The 19,169-nt window shown below is 67.1% G+C and carries 20 protein-coding genes and 1 tRNA gene; 12 read left to right on the forward strand and 9 right to left on the reverse strand.

Features of this window, described 5'->3' with window-relative positions:
* Positions 1 to 7 precede the first annotated feature (7 nt).
* Positions 8 to 286, reverse strand: a complete 279-nt coding sequence (locus tag N8A90_RS04925; protein WP_262073528.1) for a helix-turn-helix domain-containing protein — start codon at positions 284 to 286, stop codon at positions 8 to 10.
* Between the two features lie 128 nt (positions 287 to 414).
* On the opposite strand from N8A90_RS04925, the gene N8A90_RS04930 reads away from it, so the two are divergent.
* From N8A90_RS04930 to N8A90_RS04940, 3 genes are read left to right on the forward strand one after another with little or no spacing between them, the layout of a single operon-like run.
* Positions 415 to 1,203: a hypothetical protein gene (locus N8A90_RS04930; protein ID WP_262073529.1), complete on the forward strand. Its 789-nt coding sequence runs from the start codon at positions 415 to 417 to the stop codon at positions 1,201 to 1,203.
* A gap of 11 nt (positions 1,204 to 1,214) precedes the next feature.
* On the forward strand, positions 1,215 to 1,637 hold the full coding sequence (locus N8A90_RS04935) for a hypothetical protein (RefSeq protein WP_262073530.1): 423 nt from the start codon (positions 1,215 to 1,217) through the stop codon (positions 1,635 to 1,637).
* Positions 1,638 to 1,646: 9 nt separating this feature from the next.
* On the forward strand, positions 1,647 to 2,489 hold the full coding sequence (locus tag N8A90_RS04940) for a hypothetical protein (protein ID WP_262073531.1): 843 nt from the start codon (positions 1,647 to 1,649) through the stop codon (positions 2,487 to 2,489).
* A gap of 91 nt (positions 2,490 to 2,580) precedes the next feature.
* Here the strand turns inward: N8A90_RS04940 and N8A90_RS04945 are convergent, their stop codons facing one another.
* From N8A90_RS04945 to N8A90_RS04955, 3 genes are all read right to left on the reverse strand, one after another.
* Positions 2,581 to 3,906: a site-specific integrase gene (locus N8A90_RS04945; protein WP_262073532.1), complete on the reverse strand. Its 1,326-nt coding sequence runs from the start codon at positions 3,904 to 3,906 to the stop codon at positions 2,581 to 2,583.
* An 80-nt stretch (positions 3,907 to 3,986) separates the two neighbouring features.
* Positions 3,987 to 4,063 (reverse strand) — tRNA-Met (locus N8A90_RS04950).
* A gap of 36 nt (positions 4,064 to 4,099) precedes the next feature.
* Positions 4,100 to 5,647, reverse strand: coding sequence for a vWA domain-containing protein (locus N8A90_RS04955; protein ID WP_262073533.1), 1,548 nt, complete (start codon positions 5,645 to 5,647; stop codon positions 4,100 to 4,102).
* A gap of 193 nt (positions 5,648 to 5,840) precedes the next feature.
* Between N8A90_RS04955 and N8A90_RS04960 the strand changes: the two genes are divergently transcribed.
* On the forward strand, positions 5,841 to 6,458 hold the full coding sequence (locus N8A90_RS04960; RefSeq protein WP_262073534.1) for a sigma-70 family RNA polymerase sigma factor: 618 nt from the start codon (positions 5,841 to 5,843) through the stop codon (positions 6,456 to 6,458).
* Positions 6,455 to 7,642: a hypothetical protein gene (locus N8A90_RS04965; protein ID WP_262073535.1), complete on the forward strand. Its 1,188-nt coding sequence runs from the start codon at positions 6,455 to 6,457 to the stop codon at positions 7,640 to 7,642. The genes N8A90_RS04960 and N8A90_RS04965 overlap by 4 nt, the downstream gene beginning before the upstream one ends.
* A 33-nt stretch (positions 7,643 to 7,675) precedes the next feature.
* On the opposite strand, the gene N8A90_RS04970 is transcribed toward N8A90_RS04965, so the two are convergent.
* The gene (locus tag N8A90_RS04970; RefSeq protein ID WP_262073536.1) at positions 7,676 to 8,455 is read right to left on the reverse strand and encodes an enoyl-CoA hydratase; all 780 of its coding nucleotides are present in this window, start codon (positions 8,453 to 8,455) and stop codon (positions 7,676 to 7,678) included.
* 127 nt (positions 8,456 to 8,582) lie between these two features.
* On the opposite strand from N8A90_RS04970, the gene N8A90_RS04975 reads away from it, so the two are divergent.
* The gene (locus tag N8A90_RS04975; protein ID WP_262073537.1) at positions 8,583 to 9,140 is read left to right on the forward strand and encodes a DUF2325 domain-containing protein; all 558 of its coding nucleotides are present in this window, start codon (positions 8,583 to 8,585) and stop codon (positions 9,138 to 9,140) included.
* Positions 9,141 to 9,144: 4 nt separating this feature from the next.
* Here the strand turns inward: N8A90_RS04975 and N8A90_RS04980 are convergent, their stop codons facing one another.
* Genes N8A90_RS04980 through N8A90_RS04990 form a run of 3 tightly spaced genes read right to left on the reverse strand, consistent with a single transcriptional unit; the run spans position 9,145 to position 12,775 of the window.
* On the reverse strand, positions 9,145 to 10,935 hold the full coding sequence (locus tag N8A90_RS04980; protein WP_262073538.1) for a M61 family metallopeptidase: 1,791 nt from the start codon (positions 10,933 to 10,935) through the stop codon (positions 9,145 to 9,147).
* A complete protein-coding gene (locus tag N8A90_RS04985; RefSeq protein WP_262073539.1) occupies positions 10,935 to 11,642 on the reverse strand; it encodes a DsbC family protein in 708 nt (235 codons plus the stop codon). The genes N8A90_RS04980 and N8A90_RS04985 overlap by 1 nt, the downstream gene beginning before the upstream one ends.
* An 11-nt stretch (positions 11,643 to 11,653) precedes the next feature.
* Complete coding sequence (locus tag N8A90_RS04990; RefSeq protein ID WP_262073540.1) at positions 11,654 to 12,775, reverse strand: FAD-dependent monooxygenase; 1,122 nt, start codon at positions 12,773 to 12,775, stop codon at positions 11,654 to 11,656.
* A gap of 76 nt (positions 12,776 to 12,851) precedes the next feature.
* Between N8A90_RS04990 and N8A90_RS04995 the strand changes: the two genes are divergently transcribed.
* From N8A90_RS04995 to N8A90_RS05005, 3 genes are read left to right on the forward strand one after another with little or no spacing between them, the layout of a single operon-like run.
* Positions 12,852 to 13,733: an MOSC domain-containing protein gene (locus N8A90_RS04995; RefSeq protein WP_262073541.1), complete on the forward strand. Its 882-nt coding sequence runs from the start codon at positions 12,852 to 12,854 to the stop codon at positions 13,731 to 13,733.
* 51 nt (positions 13,734 to 13,784) lie between these two features.
* A complete protein-coding gene (ychF, locus tag N8A90_RS05000; protein WP_262073542.1) occupies positions 13,785 to 14,876 on the forward strand; it encodes a redox-regulated ATPase YchF in 1,092 nt (363 codons plus the stop codon).
* A 16-nt stretch (positions 14,877 to 14,892) separates the two neighbouring features.
* On the forward strand, positions 14,893 to 15,567 hold the full coding sequence (locus N8A90_RS05005; RefSeq protein WP_262073543.1) for a glutathione S-transferase: 675 nt from the start codon (positions 14,893 to 14,895) through the stop codon (positions 15,565 to 15,567).
* A 19-nt stretch (positions 15,568 to 15,586) separates the two neighbouring features.
* Here N8A90_RS05005 and N8A90_RS05010 read toward each other — a convergent pair whose 3' ends face one another.
* Complete coding sequence (locus N8A90_RS05010; RefSeq protein WP_262073544.1) at positions 15,587 to 16,057, reverse strand: YqaA family protein; 471 nt, start codon at positions 16,055 to 16,057, stop codon at positions 15,587 to 15,589.
* A 167-nt stretch (positions 16,058 to 16,224) separates the two neighbouring features.
* Here N8A90_RS05010 and dusB point away from each other — a divergent pair, with 167 nt between their 5' ends.
* Genes dusB through purH form a run of 3 tightly spaced genes read left to right on the forward strand, consistent with a single transcriptional unit; the run spans position 16,225 to position 19,166 of the window.
* Positions 16,225 to 17,295: a tRNA dihydrouridine synthase DusB gene (dusB, locus tag N8A90_RS05015; protein WP_262073545.1), complete on the forward strand. Its 1,071-nt coding sequence runs from the start codon at positions 16,225 to 16,227 to the stop codon at positions 17,293 to 17,295.
* Positions 17,296 to 17,310: 15 nt separating this feature from the next.
* Complete coding sequence (locus N8A90_RS05020) at positions 17,311 to 17,547, forward strand: Fis family transcriptional regulator (RefSeq protein ID WP_262073546.1); 237 nt, start codon at positions 17,311 to 17,313, stop codon at positions 17,545 to 17,547.
* Between the two features lie 11 nt (positions 17,548 to 17,558).
* A complete protein-coding gene (gene purH, locus N8A90_RS05025; RefSeq protein WP_262073603.1) occupies positions 17,559 to 19,166 on the forward strand; it encodes a bifunctional phosphoribosylaminoimidazolecarboxamide formyltransferase/IMP cyclohydrolase in 1,608 nt (535 codons plus the stop codon).
* The last annotated feature ends 3 nt before the right edge of the window (positions 19,167 to 19,169 follow it).

Consider the following 19,169-nt stretch of genomic DNA (forward strand, 5'->3'; position numbering starts at 1 on the left):
TCGTTCGTTACGGCAGTTTGCTCTTGTTTTTCTTCGTGGGTTTGTCTAGGTCCGTGAAGAATTCCGATGGCTGGATGCCGAGCGCGTTGACGATTTTCAGGATATTGACCAGCGCCAGATTGTGCTCGCCTCGTTCAATGCCGCCCATGTAGCTGCGGTCAATCCCGCAGGCATCGCCAAAGCCTTCCTGAGAGTAACCCAGCTCCTTGCGACGGCGCCGCACGGCCTCGCCGAAAGCAACCAGTTCGGGCACCTTCGGTTTGTCTAGGGAGACGGGCTTGACCATGTGCAGATGGTCCGCGTCTCATGTATAAAACTCCACAGGGAAAGATAAGCCGGGATATGGTTACCATTTCGAGCTACGATCCTTCGGCGGGTTGGCATGGTGCCACCCAAGCTTGGAAGGAAGCTCAGATGAAGAAGACAGTTTTGAGGAGGGCAGCCGCCCTGGTGTTCTTGGCTGGCACGGCGTTCGTGCTCACGGCGTGTGGAGGTGGTGGCAGCGATGGCGGCTCATCCTCCCCGGTGGCTACGACACCAGAAGTCACCACTCCGGTAACCGACCCGGTGACCACACCGGAGCCGGTCACGCCGGTGGCGACAACCCCAGCCGTTCCAGACGCCGAAGTTCTCGCGCTCGCCGACGCCACCAACATCGCCAGCTCAGGCTTTCCGTGGAGCGCCCGTTTCGCTGGCGTGGTGAAGCGCTGGAACCTGCCCATCCCCGTGAAGACCAACGGCGAGCCTCGTGCGGTTCCCGCCATGGACGCGATTGAAGCGAAGCTCGGGTTTGTCGTCTTTGACCGCACCAGTATCGCCACCGCCGACGAAGCAGCGATCACGCGCGGCATCGTTTTCCGTCAGGGCACGTCCTACCTGCCTACCGGTGCCAATCCGCAGTCCTACTGTGCCAACGTCGCCCGTGCGCCGTTTGATGGCGGCTACCCCTCCACCTTCATGTTCGCACCAGGTGAGATCTCGGCACGGCTCTATGTGAATCTGGACAACCCCCAGTGCACAGCATCGCCTGAGATCGTCATCCACGAAATCGGCCATGCACTGGGGCTGGGTGCGCATTTCAAGGGCTTCGGCGACGACGACGGTCCCATCGGTCCGGCATTCTGGCCGGTGCTTGCCACCCTCTACGCCAACCCCATCGGCACGCCCAAGGCGTCCGTCGTCATCAAGCAAGTTTCAAACTGAAGGAGAGCACCATGAAACTGATTGAAGGCAAGCTCAAGCGGCTGGGCGAATCCACCGTGAACATGAGAGCCGAGGTGGTCAAGTACTCGCTCATCCAGATCGGCGACAAGACGCTGACCAATCTCAAGGTCAGCAGGAAGCTGAACAACTTCTTGCAGGACGGGATCGAAACCGAACTGCCCACCAAGCTGTGGATGACAGGTGGGCTGCGCAGGGAAGTGATGGCGGTGCAGGTCGGTGACGACACGCGGTACTACAACCTCTCTGTCGGTGGCTTGCTCTTCTTCACCGCCTTGCACTTTTCCATCACGGCGATGGCCTTCAACCTCAACATCGGGTTCGGGCTCTTCCTGCTGGTGATGGGGCTGGTCCTTTACGTTCCGGTGCTGCTCGATTGCTTTCGCATCGCCGGAATGGGCGGCACGAAGGTTTGAGGAAGTGCCATGCCCAAGTACCTGTATGTGAGCTTCGGCAAGAAGGTGACGGATCACCTCGGACCGATCAACGCCACGATGTTCATCGGCACGGGAGTGCTGGTGCCCGTGATGGACTTCGTTCGGCCGTACTTCCCGTACATGAACCATGTGGCGGCTGTCGTGGTGTTGTTCTTCGTCGGCCTGGTCGTTCTGAAGTTCGTCAACACGCCTGCGAACCGGGTCATTCCGGCGAGCATGGTGTTGTGTGCCGGGGTCTGTGCGGGTGCGTTCTCGGTTGGTGCGGTCGCCAGCTCAAGGCATGCGGCACAGGGCGGCTACATCGCTGCGACCTCGGAGGACGCGAAGGCGCTGCAATCCAATCTGCTGCGGCTGGAGCAGCAGACGGGTGACATCAAAACGACGCTCAACCGGATGGAGGCAGGCAAGAGCGATGACCCACGGGTCGAACTTCGCAACATCGGTGTGGAATGGAGCGAGGACGGCCTGCGCAGAAGCTCGCGCATCGGGGATTTGCGGGCACTGGAACTGTTCCTGCGCGGCGGCATGAGCATCTATTCCAGCCACGACAGCAGCCGCACCTCGTTTGCCGTGTCCGTCATTGCGAACAGGTCGCCTCGCATGAAGGAACAGTTGGAACTGCTGGTGCAGCACGGCTACGGTTTGAACAAGGCAAGCACGGTGCAGGCCAACGCCGATCCTGCCGCTCCGCCGAACCTCTATGCCTATGCGAAGGACATCGGCAACGAGGAAGCGGCGCAGCTTCTTGCCAGCATGGGATCGGATACAACCGTCTATGAGCCGTGGAAGGCGAAGAAGCCGAAGCCGGTTGTACTGCCGGGGATCTTGTAGCCAAAAGTGGGCGATGGAGTCTGCCAACCGGCCTAGAAGCAAGAAGCCCGCAATCGCGGGCTTCTTTATTTGCTGAAACAGGCCGGCAGCTTCAATGTGCGGAAAACTTGATGTCGTACTCCAACTTGTCGATGGCCTCCTTCAAGATCTCCATCGGCTTCTTTTTCTGATAGTTCGTAAAGTGCGGGCTCGAAAAATCAACGCGCTTCTGTTCGAAGTGCCCCACGATGCCCATGAGGATGGCAGGATGCACCCCCGTGTTGGTCATCCGGTTGATAAAGGTGACGCGGAACGAGTGGAAGACCTTGCGTGACTCCTTGATACCAACGAGGTCAAGGTACTGGCCGAATCGGCGCGAGCAGTTGCGCGAGTAGCCATTCTTGCCGGGCTTGATGTGCGGGAACAATTGAACGTGTCCCGCCGCTCTGACTGTCTCCACGTACTTCAAAAAACCTGACTCCACGACGCGTTCGTGCAGCGGAATCTTTCGGATGGAGTTGAGGTTCTTGTCCTTGTCAATGTCCAAGAGCCAGACTCCGTCTTCGTTCTGAATCTGCGAAACCTTGAGGTTGGCGAGTGTCTCAATGCGAGCGCCCGTGTACAGCCCAAGAAACGGTACCCACAGGTAGTCCGGCTCGTTCATGTATTCGGCATAGCCGGGGTTCTCAAAAATCAGTCTCAAGTCGCTGTCGGTGAACTCGCGATAGCTTTGCGTTGCCGCCTGAATCTTGGCTTTGCTGGAAACGCCGAGTTTGTCAAACGGGTTCGCGCTGAAATACAGCTTGTTCCTGATGGCGTAGCTGAAGAGGTCCTTCATGTACGACAGCTTCTTGTTGATGCTCGGCGGTTTCGCGCCGTCGGAGATCATCCTGTTCTTGAAGCTGGTGGCCTGCTCGTCGCTCATGGAGTTCATGTCGGCATCGGTGAACAGCCGTGCGTACTCGTTGTAGGTGGACTGCTTTTCTTCAATGGTCTTGCGCGTGTTGTCCAGCTTCTTTTCCGCGAGATAGAGGCCGACGACTTCGCTGAAGATTTTCGTTCTTGCCTTGGCAGGGGCAACCGGAGCGGGCGGCGGTGTGGCGGCGTCCGTGGGCGCGATTCCGAGGTGGGCCTGCACATCTGCAATGTGCGCCGTACTTTCCTTCAGGAACTGCTGCAAATCGCCGCGTTCAAGCAGTTCCTTCAGTCGTTCGTAGTCGTCCGCCGTGTGGACATTGGAGATCTTGAACCCGGATGGAAACTCAACATCAAGCTTGCGAAGGGGCATGGCGCGGCCAAGGTGGAAGTTCAGGGCCAGCAGTTTAGCTGTGGCCCAGTCCTTGGTGCGGAGGGAGGTGCGCACCTCGCTGCCGTTGCGATAAATGCGGAGATAGTAGACGCCGTGCCGGGATTTCAGCACGTTCGGTAGTCTGTTCATTGGGGAGACCGTGTCACTGACCGTCTCACCTCACGAATCAAGCCTTGATTTTTCCCTTTAAAATCAACGACTTACCAAAATGGTGGCTCTTCACGGATTCGAACCGCGGACCTGTGGATTATGATTCCATCGCTCTAACCGACTGAGCTAAAGAGCCGAGCCCGAGATTATAGCCCGGTCGGTGGCAGGCTCGTCAACCGCCTTTCGGCAACTGGGCCAACTCGTCGCTCACCAGCCGCACGATGAGCCGGTCCAGCGTCTGCACCGAGTAGTTGCTCACGTCGTGCACGGTCTCGCGGCCCGGGCCGCTCGAAGGGCGTTCGGCTTCCTTGTAGGTGAGGAAGACGAAGCGCCCGCCGGTGTACTGCGCCATCTGCCGCTGCACGACCTCGCCCTGCTTGTCGAGCCCGCTCGCCCCCACGCTGAAGATCTTGATGCCCTTGCCCAGGGCGGCGAGCATGTCGTCGTCGTACTGCGGGCCGCCGTAATCCAGGTGCGGCGGCGCGTCGGCCAGCAGCACGACCATGCGGGTGGCGCCGCTGCCGCGCCAGCTCAGGCGGTGCACGGTCTCGTGCAGGGCTTCGTTCATGGCTTCGGGATAGTCGCCACCGCCGTTGGCCTGCAGCGCGTTCAGCATGCCCTGGAAGGCGCCGAGGTCGTTGGTGAAGTCGTGGCTGCGCAGCAGAAACTCGTCGCCCTTGTCGCGGTACGCCACCAGGCCGAAGCAGGTGTCGGGGCGGCTGGGCAGTTGCGCGACCTCGTTGGCGATGCTGCGCAGCGTGGTCTTCAGGCGGCCGATCTCGTCGGCCATGGAGCCGGTGGCGTCGATGAGGAAGACGAGGTCGAGCCGCGCCCGCGCCGGGGCGGCGCTGTCGGCCAGCACCACGTCGACCGCGCTCTTCTGGCCGCGGCGCAGGAAGGCGCTGGTCTGGCGGCCGTCCTTGCGAACGGCGACTTCGTAGATCGCGCTGCGGGTGGTGTCGACGGCGTCGGGGTGCAGCCAGGCGCGGCCGCCGGCGTCGGTGCGGGCCCACAGGGTGGCGCCGCTGGGGGCGGTCACGGCGACTTCGGCGTCGGGCACGACGGTGCCGCGCGCATTGCGCACCTGTAGCAGGTAGCGCTCGCGCACGTCGCGGGCGCGGTGGGCGACCTGCGTGCGTTCGCGAAAGCGCAGGTATTCGCCGAAGTCGGCGTTGTCGTCGACCATGCCGGCGGTCACGGGCAGCGACTGGACGGGCGTGGGGCGCTGGCGCGGCGGCATGGGCAGGATCGACGCGGGCTCGGCTTCGCGCGCGATGGGCGATGCGGCCACGGGGGCGGGCGGCGGGGCCGGCATGGCGTCGGCATGTTCGAGCGCCATGCCGGCGTCGGCACGCTTGCTGTGTGCTTCGCGCAGCCGTTCCATGCGGCTCTCCGCGAGATGGCCGCGCATCGGGTTCGACGCGGGCTGCTGCAGATCGAAGCCGGGCACGTCACGCGTCTGGATGGGCCGCGCGCAATGCGTGGCCGACGGCGCCTGGAAGTTCGGCACGGTGCGCGCCACCGCGTTCGTCGGCCAGGGCGATGCCGTGCGTGTGGGCTCGGGCGGCATCGGCTCGGGCCAGACGGCGCCGGTGGGTGAAACGCCGGTCGCGTGGCAGGCGCTCAGCAGCACCTGCGCGCACAGGACGGCGATCAGCGCGCGAGGGCGGCGCACGGTGCGTGCGCGGGGTGAGGCGGCGGGAGCAGGGGCTTGGGTCATCGACGACTCCGTGGTGATGGATGCAGGCTGATACGGCCGGCATTCGCTCGCGGGGTTCGTCGCTGAAAAAGAAAAGTGAAAGGCGCTAACCCCGATCCCGATCGGCAGCCGTACAAGCTGAGGTGAGAATCTGCCCATGCTTTCCCCCGTGCCTGTCGACGCTGTCGAGCCTGCCGAAGTCCCCCCTGACGCCATGCCCGACGACCAACTGATGCTGGCCTATGCCGGCGGCGACACCGGCGCCTTCGACGTGCTCTACGCGCGCCATGAAGGCGCGCTGTTCCGCTTCGTGCGGCGGCTGCTGGGCCTGCGCCTGGCGGCCGAGGTCGACGAGGTGTTCCAGGAAACCTGGGTGCGCATCATCACGGCGCGCGATTCGTTCTCGCCGCAGGGCGCGGCCTGGCGCACCTGGGCCTTCACCATCGCGCACAACCTGGCCATGGACCGGCTGCGCGCGAGCGGCCGGCAGATGGTCGTGCATGTGCACGACGAGGGGCTCGACGCCGTGCAGCGCGTGGGCGGCCGGCTGCTCAACGGCCAGGGCCAGCCGGTCGATGCGGCGCACCCGTCGGCCGAGGACGAAGCCTTCTGGCGCTCGGCCGGCCGCCGCCTGCTGGCCTGCCTGAACGAGCTGCCCGACGACCAGCGCGCCGCCTTCCTGCTGCACCACGAAGACGGCTTCACCGTCGAGGCGATGGCCGCGGCGCTCGACGTCGGCTTCGAGACCGTCCGCAGCCGCCTGCGCTATGGGCTCAAGAAACTGCGTGGCTGCATGGCGCGCTATCTGACGGTGCTGGGAGAGGGCGCATGAGCGATCCGAAGTTGCCGGACGACGAGTGGGACGATGAGCGGGACGATGCCCTGGGTGGTGTCGACGACGGCGCGCTCCAGGATCCGCTGTTGCAGCAGGTGCTCGACCACGCACCCGACCAGGCGGCGACGCCCGATGCGGCGCTGCGCCAGTCCATCCGCGTGCTCGCGCATGAGGCGGTGGCGCCGTCGCTGCCCGCCGGCCCGGTCGGTGCGGCGCGGCCGTGGTGGCAACGGCTGCTCGGCATCGGCGGCGGCGCGGGCTCGCGCATGCCGTGGAATGCTGCCTTCGCGACCGTGCTGGTGGGCGTGCTGGTCACGGTGATGTGGCAGCGCGAACCGGTGCCCGGCGCCGAGCCGGACGCACCGATGCAGGAGCGCCAGGTCGCACCGGTGCCGGCAGCACCGCCGACGCCCGTCACGCCAGCGCCTGCATCCCAACCCGCCGAAGCACCGCCGACGCCGCCCCCGCCCAGCGTGCTCGACACCGCGCTGGCCGAATCGCGCGCCGTCACCGAAACGGCCAAGCGCGCGCTCGACGAACGCGACCGCGAACAGGAGCGCCTGGCTCGCCAGGCGGCGGCCGACCGCGAGGCCACGCTCGCGGCCGACAAGGCGGTCGAGCGTGCCCAGCAGGCGCTGGCGCGCGAAGAGGCGGCCAAGATGAAGGCGGAGCCGCCGCTGCCGCCGCCCGTGCAATGGCCACCGGCGCCAGCCGCACCGTCGACGCCGTCGACGAGCGCGGCGCCCGCCGGTGCGGCGATGCGCACCGCACCGCCGGCCGCATCGGCACCGCCGCGCGCGGCGGGCATGGCCGCCCCCGCAGCTGCACCTGCACCTGCACCTGCGGCGCCCACGCCCGAACCGACCTTCGATGCACTGGCCCAATGGACCCAGCTGCGCATCAGCCGCAACGGTGCCGACAGCCGCGTGCTGCCCCGCGCCGAAGCGCGTGATCTGGGCGGCCTGGTGGGCTCGGCGGCCCTGGCGGGTGTGGGCTCGCAGCCGCTGACGGGTGCGGTCGATTGGCGCGTCGCACTGGAACGCGACGGCGAGGTGCTGGGGGTGCTCGAACTGGCCGGCGGCCAGGTGCGCTGGCGCGAGAAGGGCGTGCCGCCCGGCACCGGCCAGCCCGGCGCGGGCGCGTTGTCGTCGCTGCGCCAGGCGCTCGAAGAAGCGCGCTGACCGGGGCTCGCCGGCCGGGCCGGCGGCTGCGCGTCAGCTGTGCGTGAACGCGGCCTTGCGCTTGGCGATGAAGGCGTCCATGCCTTCCTTCTGGTCGTTGGTCGCGAACAGCGCATGGAACAGGCGGCGCTCGAACATCACGCCATCGCTCAGGCCGCTCTCGAAGGCGCGGTTGACCGATTCCTTGGCCGCCATCACCGCGACCTGCGAGAAGTCGGCGATGACCAGCGCGGCGCCCAGCGCCTCGTCGGCCAGCTTCTCGAAGGGCACGACACGGCTGACCAGGCCGGCGCGCTCGGCTTCGGCGGCGTCCATCATGCGGCCGGTCAGCGCCATGTCCATCGCCTTGCTCTTGCCCACTGCGCGCGGCAGGCGCTGCGTGCCGCCGGCGCCGGGGATCACGCCCAGCTTGATCTCGGGCTGGCCGAACTTGGCGTTGTCGGCCGCGATGATGAAGTCGCACATCATCGCCAGCTCGCAGCCGCCGCCCAGCGCGAAGCCGCTCACGGCGGCGATCACCGGCTTGCGGATGCTGCGGACGGTTTCCCAGTTGCGGGTGATGTAGTCGCCCTTGTAGACGTCGACGAAGCTGTACTTGGCCATGGCGCCGATGTCGGCGCCGGCGGCGAAGGCGCGCTCGCTGCCGGTGACAATCATGCAGCCGATGGCGGGGTCGGCGTCGAAGGCCTTGAGCGCTTCGCCCAGTTCGGTCATCAGCGCGTCGTTCAGCGCGTTCAGGGCCTTCGGGCGGTTGAGGGTGACGATGCCGACCTTGCCGGCTTCGGTGCGCACTTCGATGTTCTCGTAGCTCATGCTGTCTCCGTGAGGGGTGGATGGATGCGGGGGATGCGGGCCACTATACCCAGCACGGCAGCAAGTGGATGGCCTTCTTGTTGAGAATAATTCGCATCTAGAATGACTGCTCGATATGGAGTCGCCCATGGAAGAAACCACCGTCCTGCTGCGCGCCTATGCCCGGGCGCAGGAGCGCTGCTCGCGCCTGCTGGCCGATCAGGCCGCGCAGATCGTGCGCCTGCACGCGGCGCTGATCGTGCGCGATTCGGCGTTGGCGCTGGTGCGCGACGAACTGGCGGCCCGCGCGGCCACCGGCGCGGCCCTGCCGCAGCGGGTGCATGCGCTGCTCGCGCCGTCGCGCCGCCGGGCACGGGGCACGGCCCCGGCGGCCGACCTGCGCGAGAAGGCCGTGCTGTGCGTCGGCCGGGCCGAGGAGGCGTCGGCGGTGGCGCGGCAACTGGTCGAGATCGCCGGCGGCCGCTACCTGCACCACGACGGCCAGGACGACGCCGATGCCGCCGCCCTCGAATCCAGCCTGCGCGCCGCCGACCTGGTGATCTGCCAGACCGGCTGCATGAGCCACGGCGCCTACTGGCGCGTGCAGGACCACTGCCGGCGCACCGGCAAGCCCTGCGTGATGGTGGGGCAGGAAGAGGCGCGGCCGATCCGCTTCGTGCGGCGCGGCGAACCGATCGAAAGTTAGGCGTTCAGGCCAGCCAGGCCGAGAGCTTGGCGGCGTCCTGCGCGAACAGGCGCCAGGTGGTGACGCCCGTCGGCAAGGTGAGCGTCAGGCGCAGCAGCCGCTTGTCGCGCGCGATCAATGCCGTGATCTTCTTGTGCTCGCCCAGGTACAGCGCCAGGTCGTCGAGCTTCGACAGGCGCCAGCCCTGCACCGGGCGGCCCTTGGTGGCGGGCAGTTCGATGCCGATCCATTCGTCGTTGGCCGAGAAGCCAGCCTTCTCGGCGGCACCGCCGCGCAGCACCATCTTCACCTGCACGCTGCCGTTGGCTTCGGCCACGCGCAGGCCGAGTTCCTGGGCGCGCTGCGCCGGGTCGTCCAGCGCAGCGACGTCGTGGGCGCGCAGCAGGTCCGACAGCGGCAGTTCCTCGGCGGCATGCACCCAGTGCGCGAGTTCGGTGGCGTACGACCGGCCGCCCACCGTCTCGAGCGCGGCAGCGATGTCGTCCTCGTCGATCGGCCCGCCGTCGCTCTGCGTCCACAGCAGGCGCATCACGTCGTCGAGCGAGCCCTTGCCCTCGCGCCGCAGCGTGAGGTCGAAGCACATCGCGACCAGCGCGCCCTTGGTGTAGTAGCTGATGGTCTGGTTGGGCGTCTGCTCGTCCTGGCGGTAGTACTTGACCCAGGCGTCGAAGCTGGCCTCGGCCACCGACTGCACCAGCCGGCCCGGCGCCTGCTGCACCTGATTGATGGTTTTGTTGACCAGCCGCAGGTAGGTGGCGTCGTCGATGCGGCCGGCGCGGCGCAGCAGCAGATCGTCGTAGTAGCTGGTGAAGCCCTCGAAGAACCACAGCAGGCGGGTGTAGTTCTCCTGCGTGTAGTCGTAGCGCGCGAACTCCGCGGGCCGCAGCCGCTTCACGTTCCAGGTGTGGAAGTACTCGTGGCTGATCAGGCCCATCAGCGTCGTGTAGCCCTCGGGCTGCTTCGTGGCGTGGCGCTGCGGCAGGTCGTTCCGGGTGCAGATCAGCGCGGTCGAATGGCGGTGCTCGAGCCCACCATAGCCGTCGTCGACGGCGTTGAGCATGAAGACGTAGCGGTCGTGCGGCGGCTTGCCACCGCCGCGCTTGCCGACCTTGTCACCGTGCCAGAAGCGCATCTGCGTCTCGCAGATCGCCTGCGTGTCGGCGATCAGCCGTTCGCCATCGAACGAAGGCGGCGCGCCGGCCACCACGAAGCGGTGCGGCACGCCGCCGGCCTCGAAGTCAGCGCTCCAGAAGACGCCCATCTCGACCGGGCTGTCGGCCAGCTCGTCGTAGCCCGAGGCGAGGTAATGGCCGAAGCCGTGCGCGTCGATCTTCACCGGCGGCAGGGCCGTGGCGCAGTGCCAGCGCGCCTGGCCGGCCACCGGCTTGGGCGCGACGATCTCCACCGCGTGCGGCGCGTCGGTGTGGCCGTCGACCTGCAGGCACAGGCTGGTGCCGTTGAAGAAGCCGCGATCGGCGTCGAGCCAGGCGGTGCGCACCGAGTGGTCGTACGCGCAGACCTCGTAGCGCAGCACCAGCGGCTTGTCCGGTGCGCAGCCGGTCTGCCAGCTGTGCTTGTCGAGCTGCGTCACCGGCACCTTGCGCCGGCCCTGCGTGGCCTGCAGGTTCTGCAGGTTCTTCGCGAACTCGCGCACCAGGTAGCTGCCGGGAATCCACACCGGCAGCGCAACGCGCTGAAGGGCCGAGGGGGATTCGATGGTCAGCGTGACGGCGAAGAGGTGGGCATGCCGGTCCGCGCATTCGACGCGGTAGTGGATCGCTGCGGTGCCTGTCATCAGTTGGCGGCGGTGAGTTGCTTCTCGATCTGCGCGGCGGGGATCGCGCCGGGGGTGCGCGTGCCGTCGGTGAAGATCAGCGTCGGCGTGCCGGTGATGTTGTACTTGCGGCCGAACTCGACGTTGCGCTGCAGCGCCGCGGCGTCGCAGTTGCCGGTCTCGGGCTTGACGCTGGCGGTCATCCAGTCGGTCCAGGTCTTGGCTTTGTCCTTGCTGCACCAGATGTCGCGCGACTTGACGTTCGAATCGGGGCCCAGCACCGGGTAGAGAAAGAGGTAGACCGTCACGTTGTCGATGGTCTTCAGCTCGCGCTCGAACTGCTTGCAGTAGCCGCAGTTCGGGTCTTCGAACACCGCCAGCTTGCGCTTGCCGTTGCCGCGCACGATCTTGAAGGCGTCCTTCATGGGCAGCTTGTCGAAGTCGACCGCGCTGAGCTTCTCGACCCGCTCTTCGGTGAGGTTCTTGCGCGCCTGCACGTCGATCAGGTTGCCCTGGATCAGGTAGTTGCCCTGCTCGTCGGTGTAGAAGATGTCGAAGCCGTGGCGCACTTCCCAGAGCCCGGGCATCGGCGCCTTGCGCACCTCGTCGACGTTGGCCAGCATCGGCACGCGCGCGGCCAGGTTCTTGCGGATCTCGGCTTCGCCGGCTGTGGCCGCCAGCGTGCTGCCCAGGGCCAGTGCGGCAAAGAGGATGCGAAGTGTTTTCATGGTGATCGGGTTCAGTTCAGGCCCATGGCCTGGCGGACGATGAATTGCTTGAGGACACGCGTGCGGTCGAAACCGCGCATGCCCCAGTTGCGCAGCGCCGGCAGCGGATCGGTGCCGTGCGAGAACAGCTGCTGCAGGCCGTCGGTGGCCAGGCTCATCGACAGCACGTCGGTGCGGCGGGTGCGTTCGTAGCGGCGCAGCAGGCGCGGGTCGCCCACGCTGCGCCAGTACTCGCGTGACTGGATCACCTCGGCCAGCACCGACACGTCGGCCAGGCCCAGGTTCAGGCCCTGGCCGGCCAGCGGATGCACGGTGTGCGCCGCGTCGCCGGCCAGCGCCCAGCTTTTGCCGTCGGGGAAGCGCCCGGTCCAGCGGTCGGCGATGGCGCGCTGCAGCGGCCACGCCGCGCGTTCGCTGGTCAGGGTGAGGGCACCCAGCGCGTCGTGGCTGGCCTCGCGCAATGCGGTCTGGAAGTCGTCGGCGCTCGATGCCAGAAGCTCCGGTGCGCGGAACTGGTCGACCGACCACACCAGCGCCACGGACCGCCCGCCCGGGCCGCCCAGCGGCAGCAGCGCGAGGATCTCGCCCTTGTCGTTGAACCACTGGCGGGCGGTGCCGTCGTGCGGGCGCTCGGCGTCGAGCCGGGCGGCGATGGCGTGCTGCGGATAGCGGGTCACGGCGTAGCTCACGCCCAGTGCGTCGCGGGTGGCGCTGGCCTTGCCTTCGCACACCACGGTGAGCGCGGCTGGCACCGGGGCCTCGACGACCTCGATCTGCGGTTGGAAGCGAACGGCGTCGACCAACTGCTTCTCGAGCGCGGGCACATCGACGATCCAGGCCAGCGCCTCGACCTTCTGGATGGCGGCGCTGAAACACACGCGACCGCCGTCGTCGCCGTTCACGCGCATCTCGCGCACCGGCGTCGCGTGGGCCGCGTCGGGCCAGGCGCGCAGGGATTCGAGCAGGGTTCTGGATGCGGCGTTGAGCGCGTAGGCGCGCACGTCTTCGTGGGCGGCGGCCGGCGGCGGTGCAACAACCAGGGCGACACGGATGCGCTCACGGGCGAGCAGCAGCGCCAGCGTGCGGCCGACGATGCCGGCGCCGCGAATGCAAACCTCGGGGGGAAGGGCCATCGGGGCATTGTAGGAGCGGGCTCCCACTCGTCGGCGGACCGAGGACAATCGCGGCTTCGCCGCCGAGGACCCGACCGTGACCGATTCCGTTTTTGATCTCCACGCCACCATCGCCCGCCTCTTCGTCTACCCGATCAAGTCCTGCGCCGGCGTCGAACTGCCGGAAGTGCTGCTGACCGAAACGGGCCTGGAATTCGACCGCGCCTGGATGGTGGTCGGCGCCGACGGCACGTTCGTGAGCCAGCGCGAACTCCCGCGCATGGCGCTCATCCGCCCGCAGATGAAGCAGATGGAAATGGTGCTGCGGGCACCCGGCATGTTGGCGCTGCACATCGCCTTCGACCGCGTGGAAAAGCCGGTGCGCGTGAAGGTCTGGCGCGACGAGGTGGCGGCCTACGACATGGGCGACGTCGCCGCGCAATGGTTCAGCGATTTCCTCTCGGAACCCGGCAAGCCGCAGACGCTGCGCCTGGTGCGCTTCGACCCCGAGCACAAGCGCCTGTCGAACCTGACCTGGACGAAGGGCGTCGAGGCGCAGAACCAGTTCTCCGACGGCTTTCCGCTGCTGGTGACCAGCGAGAAGTCGCTCGACGAGCTCAACGAAAAGCTGGTCGCGGCCGGCCACGCGGCCGTCGGCATCGAACGCTTCCGCCCGAACATCGTGCTCGCGGGCGTCGAGGCGCAGGACGAGGACCGCGTCGAGACGATGCACATCGCCACGGCCGAAGGCGGCGCGCGCATCGAGCCGGCCAAGCCCTGCCCGCGCTGCCCGATTCCCGACATCGACCCGGCGACGGCGATCTCGACGCCCGAGGTCGGCGACACGCTGCGCAGCTACCGCGCCAACGCGCGCGTCGACGGCGCCATCACCTTCGGCATGAACTGCATCGTGGTCGACGGCATCGAGCACCTGCTCAAGGTCGGGCAGACGGTTGGCGCCAACTACCGCTTCAAATAAGCGACAAACACCCCCGGCCCTAAAATCGCCGGTTGATTCCAGAGGACCTCCATGAGTTTGCAATGCGGCATCGTCGGCCTGCCCAACGTCGGTAAATCCACCCTTTTCAACGCGCTGACCAAGGCCGGCATCGCGGCGGAAAACTATCCGTTCTGCACGATCGAGCCCAACACGGGCGTGGTCGAGGTGCCCGACCCGCGCCTGCAGCAGCTCGCCGAGATCATCTCGCCCGAGCGCATCGTCCCGGCGATCGTCGAGTTCGTCGACATCGCGGGCCTGGTGGCCGGCGCCAGCACCGGTGAAGGCCTGGGCAACAAGTTCCTCGCGCACATCCGCGAGACGGACGCCACCGTGAACGTGGTGCGCTGCTTCGACGACGACAACGTGATCCACGTGGCCGGCAAGGTCGACCCGATCTCCGACATCGAGGTGATCCAGACCGAGCTCTGCCTGGCTGACCTGGCCACGGTCGAGAAGGCGCTGCACCGCCACACCAAGGTCGCGCGTTCGGGCGACAAGGACGCGCAGAAGCTGGTCGGCCTGCTCGAGCGCTGCCAGGCCGCGCTGAACGAGAACATCCCGGTGCGCGCGCTGGAATTCACCAAGGAAGAGCAGCCGCTGGTCAAGTCGTTCACGCTCATCACCGCCAAGCCGGCGATGTTCGTCGGCAACGTGTCGGAAGACGGCTTCGAGAACAACCCGTATCTCGATCGCCTGCGTGAGTACGCGGCCAAGCAGGGCGCGCCCGTGGTCGCCATCTGCGCCAAGATCGAAGCCGAACTCGCCGAGATGGACGACGAGGACAAGAAGATGTTCCTCGCCGAGATCGGCCAGGACGAGCCGGGCCTCGACCGCCTGATCCGCGCCGCCTACAAGCTGCTGGGCCTGCAGACCTATTTCACCGCCGGCGTGAAGGAAGTGCGCGCCTGGACCATCCACATCGGCGACACCGGCCCGCAGGCGGCCGGCGTGATCCACGGCGACTTCGAGAAGGGCTACATCCGCGCCCAGACGATCGCCTTCGACGATTTCATCGCCTACAAAGGCGAGCAGGGCGCGAAGGACGCGGGCAAGATGCGTGCGGAAGGCAAGGAATACGTCGTCAAGGATGGGGACGTGATGAACTTCCTGTTCAGCGCCTGATCGGCCGATCGCCGCCATGCTCACCGTCCACCACCTCAACAACTCGCGCTCGCAGCGTGTCCTCTGGCTGCTCGAAGAGCTCGGGCTGCCCTACGAGATCGTGCATTACCAGCGCGACGCGAAGACGATGCTGGCGCCGCCCGAGCTGCGCCGGGTGCATCCGCTGGGCAAGTCGCCGGTGGTGACGACGGAGGATGGCCTGGTGCTGGCGGAGTCCGGTGCCATCGTCGAGACGCTGATCGAGCGCCACGGCCAGGGCCGCTTCGTGCCGCCGGCCGGCAGTGCGGATGCCTTGCGCTACCGCTACTGGCTGCACTACGCCGAAGGCTCGGCCATGCCGCCGCTGCTGCTCAAGCTGATCTTCGACAAGATCGAGCAGGCGCCGATGCCCTTCTTCATCCGGCCGATCGCCAGGGGCATCGCCGGCAAGGCCAAGGCCGGCTTCGTGACGCCCAACATCCGCGCGCACCTCGACTTCATGGAAGGCGAACTGGGCAAGGGCGAGTGGTTCGCGGGGGCGGAGTTCAGCGGCGCGGACATCCAGATGAGCTTCCCGGTCGAGGCGGCGCGCGCACGCGGCGGGCTGGACGACAGCCGTCCGCGGCTGATGGCGTGGCTCGCGCGCATCCATGCGCGCCCGGCCTACCAGTGGGCGCTGGCGCGCGGCGGCCCTTACGGCTTGCTGAGCTGAGGCGCCGGCGGGCGAGCCCTCAGGCCGGCCAGATGTAGAGCAGCGCCACCGTCATGGTGACGTAGCGCGCGAACTTCCCGATCGCCATGTAGACCAGGCAGGGCCAGAAGGGCAGCTGGAGCCAGCCCGCGACGGCGCACAGCGGGTCGCCCACCAGCGGCAGCCAGCTCAGCAGGCAGGCCTTGGGGCCGAGCCGTTCGAGCCAGGCCAGCACCCGCACATGGTGTTTCGAGTGCGCGTACTTGTCCGCCACCTTGTGGGCGCCGTAGCCCATCCACCAGTCGAGCGCGCCGCCCAGCGTGTTGCCCAGGGTGGCCACGCCGATGGCCGGCCAGAACATGTCCGGGTTGAGCCGCAACAGGCCGAACAGCACCGGCTCCGAGCCGACCGGCAGGAGCGTGGCCGAGACGAAGGCGGCGATGAAGACGGTCGACAGCCCGTATTGGGGCAGTGCGAGAAGCGCCAGAAGGGAGTCGAGCCAGGCTTGCATGTGCGCCGGAGTATAGAAAGGCGCGCCGGGCCGCCTCGTCGGAGAGGGCGCCGCGTGGCGCCGTGGAGGACGCACGCAAATCGTTTCAGCGCCTGAAATGCGGGATGGCTACAATCGTGCCTCATTTTTCAGCAGCCACGCGCTCGCTCCCCCCCTCCTTCCTCACCATGCAGATCGGCCCCCTCGCGCTGGAAAACCGGCTGTTCGTCGCGCCCATGGCCGGCGTCACGGACCGGCCGTTCCGCATGCTGTGCCGATCGCTCGGTGCGGGTTATGCGGTGAGCGAGATGGTCACGTCCCGCAAGGAGCTCTGGAACACGCTCAAGACCTCGCGCCGCGCGGACCACGCCGGTGAGCCCGGCCCCATCGCGGTACAGATCGCCGGCACCGACGCGGCCATGATGGCCGAGGCCGCGCACTACAACATCGACCGCGGCGCGCAGATCATCGACATCAACATGGGCTGCCCGGCCAAGAAGGTCTGCAACAAGTGGGCGGGCTCGGCGCTGATGCGCGACGAACCGCTGGCGTTGGAGATCGTGCAGGCGGTGGTCGCCGCCGCCGCGCCGCACGGCGTGCCGGTGACGCTCAAGATGCGCACCGGCTGGAGCGCTGATCACCGCAACGCGGTGAAGCTGGCGCGCGATTTCGAATCGGCCGGCGTGCAGATGCTCACCGTGCATGGCCGCACGCGCGAGCAGGGCTACAAGGGTGCCGCCGAGTACGACACCATCGCTGCCGTGAAGGCCGCGGTGCGCGTGCCGGTGGTGGCCAACGGCGACATCACCAGCCCGGAAAAGGCGCGCGACGTGCTCGCGGCCACCGGGGCCGACGCCGTGATGGTCGGCCGCGCCGCGCAGGGCCGTCCGTGGATCTTCCGCGAGATCGCGCATTTCCTCGCGACGGGCACGCACCTTGCACCGCCCCTGGTGGCAGAGGTCCGTCGACTGCTGCTCGACCATCTGCAGGAGCATTACGGGCTCTATGGCGACTACAGCGGCGTGCGCACCGCGCGCAAGCACATCGGCTGGTACGTGCGCGCGCTGCCGGGGGGCTACGACTTCCGCAGCCGCATGAACACGATCGAGGACTGCGCCGAGCAGCTGCGCGCGGTGTCCGACTATTTCGAGGGGCTGGCCGAGGGGATGGACCGCATCCCTGCGCACAGCGAACCTGCCGACGTGCAGGACGGGTGGAACGGCGGCGAGGACGAGAAAGCGGCTACCGCCGCGCATTGACAACCAGAGAGCATCATGAGCAAGAAGAACATCGAGGACTGTGTACGCAACAGTCTGGAAAGCTATTTCCGCGACCTCCGTGGCACCGAGCCCGACGGCATGTACGACATGCTGGTGCGGGTCGTCGAGAAGCCGCTGCTCGACGTGGTCATGGCGCGCGCCGAAGGCAACCAGTCCAAGGCCGCCCAATGGCTGGGCCTGAACCGCAACACGCTGCGCAAGAAGCTGGTCGAACACAAATTACTGAAATGACGAAGAACCCCATGGCACTGACCGCACTCCTTTCCGTTTCCGACAAGACCGGCATCCTCGAATTCGCGCAGGCGCTGAACGCGCTGGGCATCCGGCTGCTGTCCACCGGCGGCACCGCCAAGCTGCTGGCCGACGCCGGCCTGCCGGTGACCGAGGTGGCCGACCACACCGGCTTCCCCGAAATGCTCGACGGCCGCGTGAAGACGCTGCACCCGAAGATCCACGGCGGCCTGCTGGCACGACGCGATCTGCCGGCGCACGTCGATGCCATCAAGGCGCACGGCATCGACACCATCGACCTGCTGGTGGTCAACCTCTATCCCTTCGAGGCCACCGTGGCCAAACCCGGCTGCACGCTCGAGGACGCGATCGAGAACATCGACATCGGCGGCCCGGCCATGGTCCGCAGCGCGGCCAAGAACTGGAAGGACGTCGGCGTGCTGACCGACGCGTCGCAGTACGCCGTCGCGCTGGCCGAGCTGAAGGCCGACGGCAAGCTGAGCGACAAGACCAAGTTCGCGTTCAGCGTGGCGGCGTTCAACCGCATTGCCGATTACGACGGCGCGATCAGCGACTACCTCTCGGCCATCGACTTCGATGCCAGCATCGGCCAGCCCGCGCCCAAGCGCGCGCTGTTCCCGGCGCAGAGCAACGGCCGCTTCGTGAAGATCCAGGACCTGCGCTACGGCGAGAACCCGCACCAGCAGGCCGCGTTCTACCGCGACCTGTACCCGGCGCCGGGCTCGCTGGTGAGCGCCAAGCAATTGCAGGGCAAGGAGCTGAGCTACAACAACATCGCCGACGCGGACGCCGCGTGGGAATGCGTCAAGAGCTTCGACGTGCCTGCGTGCGTCATCGTGAAGCACGCCAACCCCTGCGGCGTGGCCATCGGCAAGGACGCAGCCGAGGCCTATGCCAAGGCCTTCAAGACCGACCCGACCTCGGCCTTCGGCGGCATCATCGCCTTCAATCGCCCGGTCGATGCCGACACCGCGCAGGCCATCGCCAAGCAGTTCGTCGAAGTGCTGATGGCGCCGGGCTACACGCCCGAGGCGCTGGAAGTCTTTCAGGCCACCAAGGCGAAGCTGAACGTGCGGGTGCTCGAGATCGCCCTGCCCAAGGGCGGCGCCACCGACTGGGACAACGGCCGCAACATGATGGACGTCAAGCGCGTCGGCTCGGGCCTCTTGATCCAGACCGCCGACAACCACGAGCTGGCCGCCAGCGACCTCAAGGTGGTCAGCAAGAAGCAGCCGACGCCGCAGCAGCTCGACGACCTGCTGTTCGCCTGGAAGGTGGCGAAGTACGTGAAGAGCAACGCGATCGTGTTCTGCGCGAACGGCATGACCATGGGTGTCGGCGCCGGCCAGATGAGCCGCCTCGACTCCGCGCGCATCGCCAGCATCAAGGCCGAGCACGCGGGCCTGTCGCTCCAGGGCACGGCGGTCGCCAGCGACGCCTTCTTCCCGTTCCGCGACGGCCTCGACGTGGTGGTGGATGCGGGTGCGAGCTGCGTGATCCAGCCGGGCGGCTCGATGCGCGATCAGGAAGTCATCGACGCGGCGGACGAGCGCGGCGTGGTGATGGTGCTCTCAGGCGTTCGTCACTTCCGCCACTGAACG

It is taken from the genome of Variovorax sp. N23 (genome assembly GCF_025486315.1).
Taxonomy (GTDB): domain Bacteria; phylum Pseudomonadota; class Gammaproteobacteria; order Burkholderiales; family Burkholderiaceae_C; genus Variovorax.

Excerpts from the sequence above, each read along its gene's own strand:
- N8A90_RS04970 (WP_262073536.1), bottom strand. The coding sequence starts at position 8,455 with ATGAGCTACGAGAACATCGAAGTGCGCACCGAAGCCGGCAAGGTCGGC.
- N8A90_RS04985 (WP_262073539.1), bottom strand. The coding sequence starts at position 11,642 with ATGAAAACACTTCGCATCCTCTTTGCCGCACTGGCCCTGGGCAGCACG.
- purH (WP_262073603.1), top strand. The coding sequence starts at position 17,559 with ATGGCACTGACCGCACTCCTTTCCGTTTCCGACAAGACCGGCATCCTC.
- dusB (WP_262073545.1), top strand. The coding sequence starts at position 16,225 with ATGCAGATCGGCCCCCTCGCGCTGGAAAACCGGCTGTTCGTCGCGCCC.
- N8A90_RS04955 (WP_262073533.1), bottom strand. The coding sequence starts at position 5,647 with ATGACCCAAGCCCCTGCTCCCGCCGCCTCACCCCGCGCACGCACCGTG.
- N8A90_RS04965 (WP_262073535.1), top strand. The coding sequence starts at position 6,455 with ATGAGCGATCCGAAGTTGCCGGACGACGAGTGGGACGATGAGCGGGAC.
- ychF (WP_262073542.1), top strand. The coding sequence starts at position 13,785 with ATGAGTTTGCAATGCGGCATCGTCGGCCTGCCCAACGTCGGTAAATCC.
- N8A90_RS05010 (WP_262073544.1), bottom strand. The coding sequence starts at position 16,057 with ATGCAAGCCTGGCTCGACTCCCTTCTGGCGCTTCTCGCACTGCCCCAA.
- N8A90_RS04980 (WP_262073538.1), bottom strand. The coding sequence starts at position 10,935 with ATGACAGGCACCGCAGCGATCCACTACCGCGTCGAATGCGCGGACCGG.
- N8A90_RS04975 (WP_262073537.1), top strand. The coding sequence starts at position 8,583 with ATGGAAGAAACCACCGTCCTGCTGCGCGCCTATGCCCGGGCGCAGGAG.
- N8A90_RS05005 (WP_262073543.1), top strand. The coding sequence starts at position 14,893 with ATGCTCACCGTCCACCACCTCAACAACTCGCGCTCGCAGCGTGTCCTC.
- N8A90_RS04930 (WP_262073529.1), top strand. The coding sequence starts at position 415 with ATGAAGAAGACAGTTTTGAGGAGGGCAGCCGCCCTGGTGTTCTTGGCT.
- N8A90_RS05020 (WP_262073546.1), top strand. The coding sequence starts at position 17,311 with ATGAGCAAGAAGAACATCGAGGACTGTGTACGCAACAGTCTGGAAAGC.
- N8A90_RS04990 (WP_262073540.1), bottom strand. The coding sequence starts at position 12,775 with ATGGCCCTTCCCCCCGAGGTTTGCATTCGCGGCGCCGGCATCGTCGGC.
- N8A90_RS04925 (WP_262073528.1), bottom strand. The coding sequence starts at position 286 with ATGGTCAAGCCCGTCTCCCTAGACAAACCGAAGGTGCCCGAACTGGTT.
- N8A90_RS04940 (WP_262073531.1), top strand. The coding sequence starts at position 1,647 with ATGCCCAAGTACCTGTATGTGAGCTTCGGCAAGAAGGTGACGGATCAC.
- N8A90_RS04935 (WP_262073530.1), top strand. The coding sequence starts at position 1,215 with ATGAAACTGATTGAAGGCAAGCTCAAGCGGCTGGGCGAATCCACCGTG.
- N8A90_RS04945 (WP_262073532.1), bottom strand. The coding sequence starts at position 3,906 with ATGAACAGACTACCGAACGTGCTGAAATCCCGGCACGGCGTCTACTAT.
- N8A90_RS04960 (WP_262073534.1), top strand. The coding sequence starts at position 5,841 with ATGCCCGACGACCAACTGATGCTGGCCTATGCCGGCGGCGACACCGGC.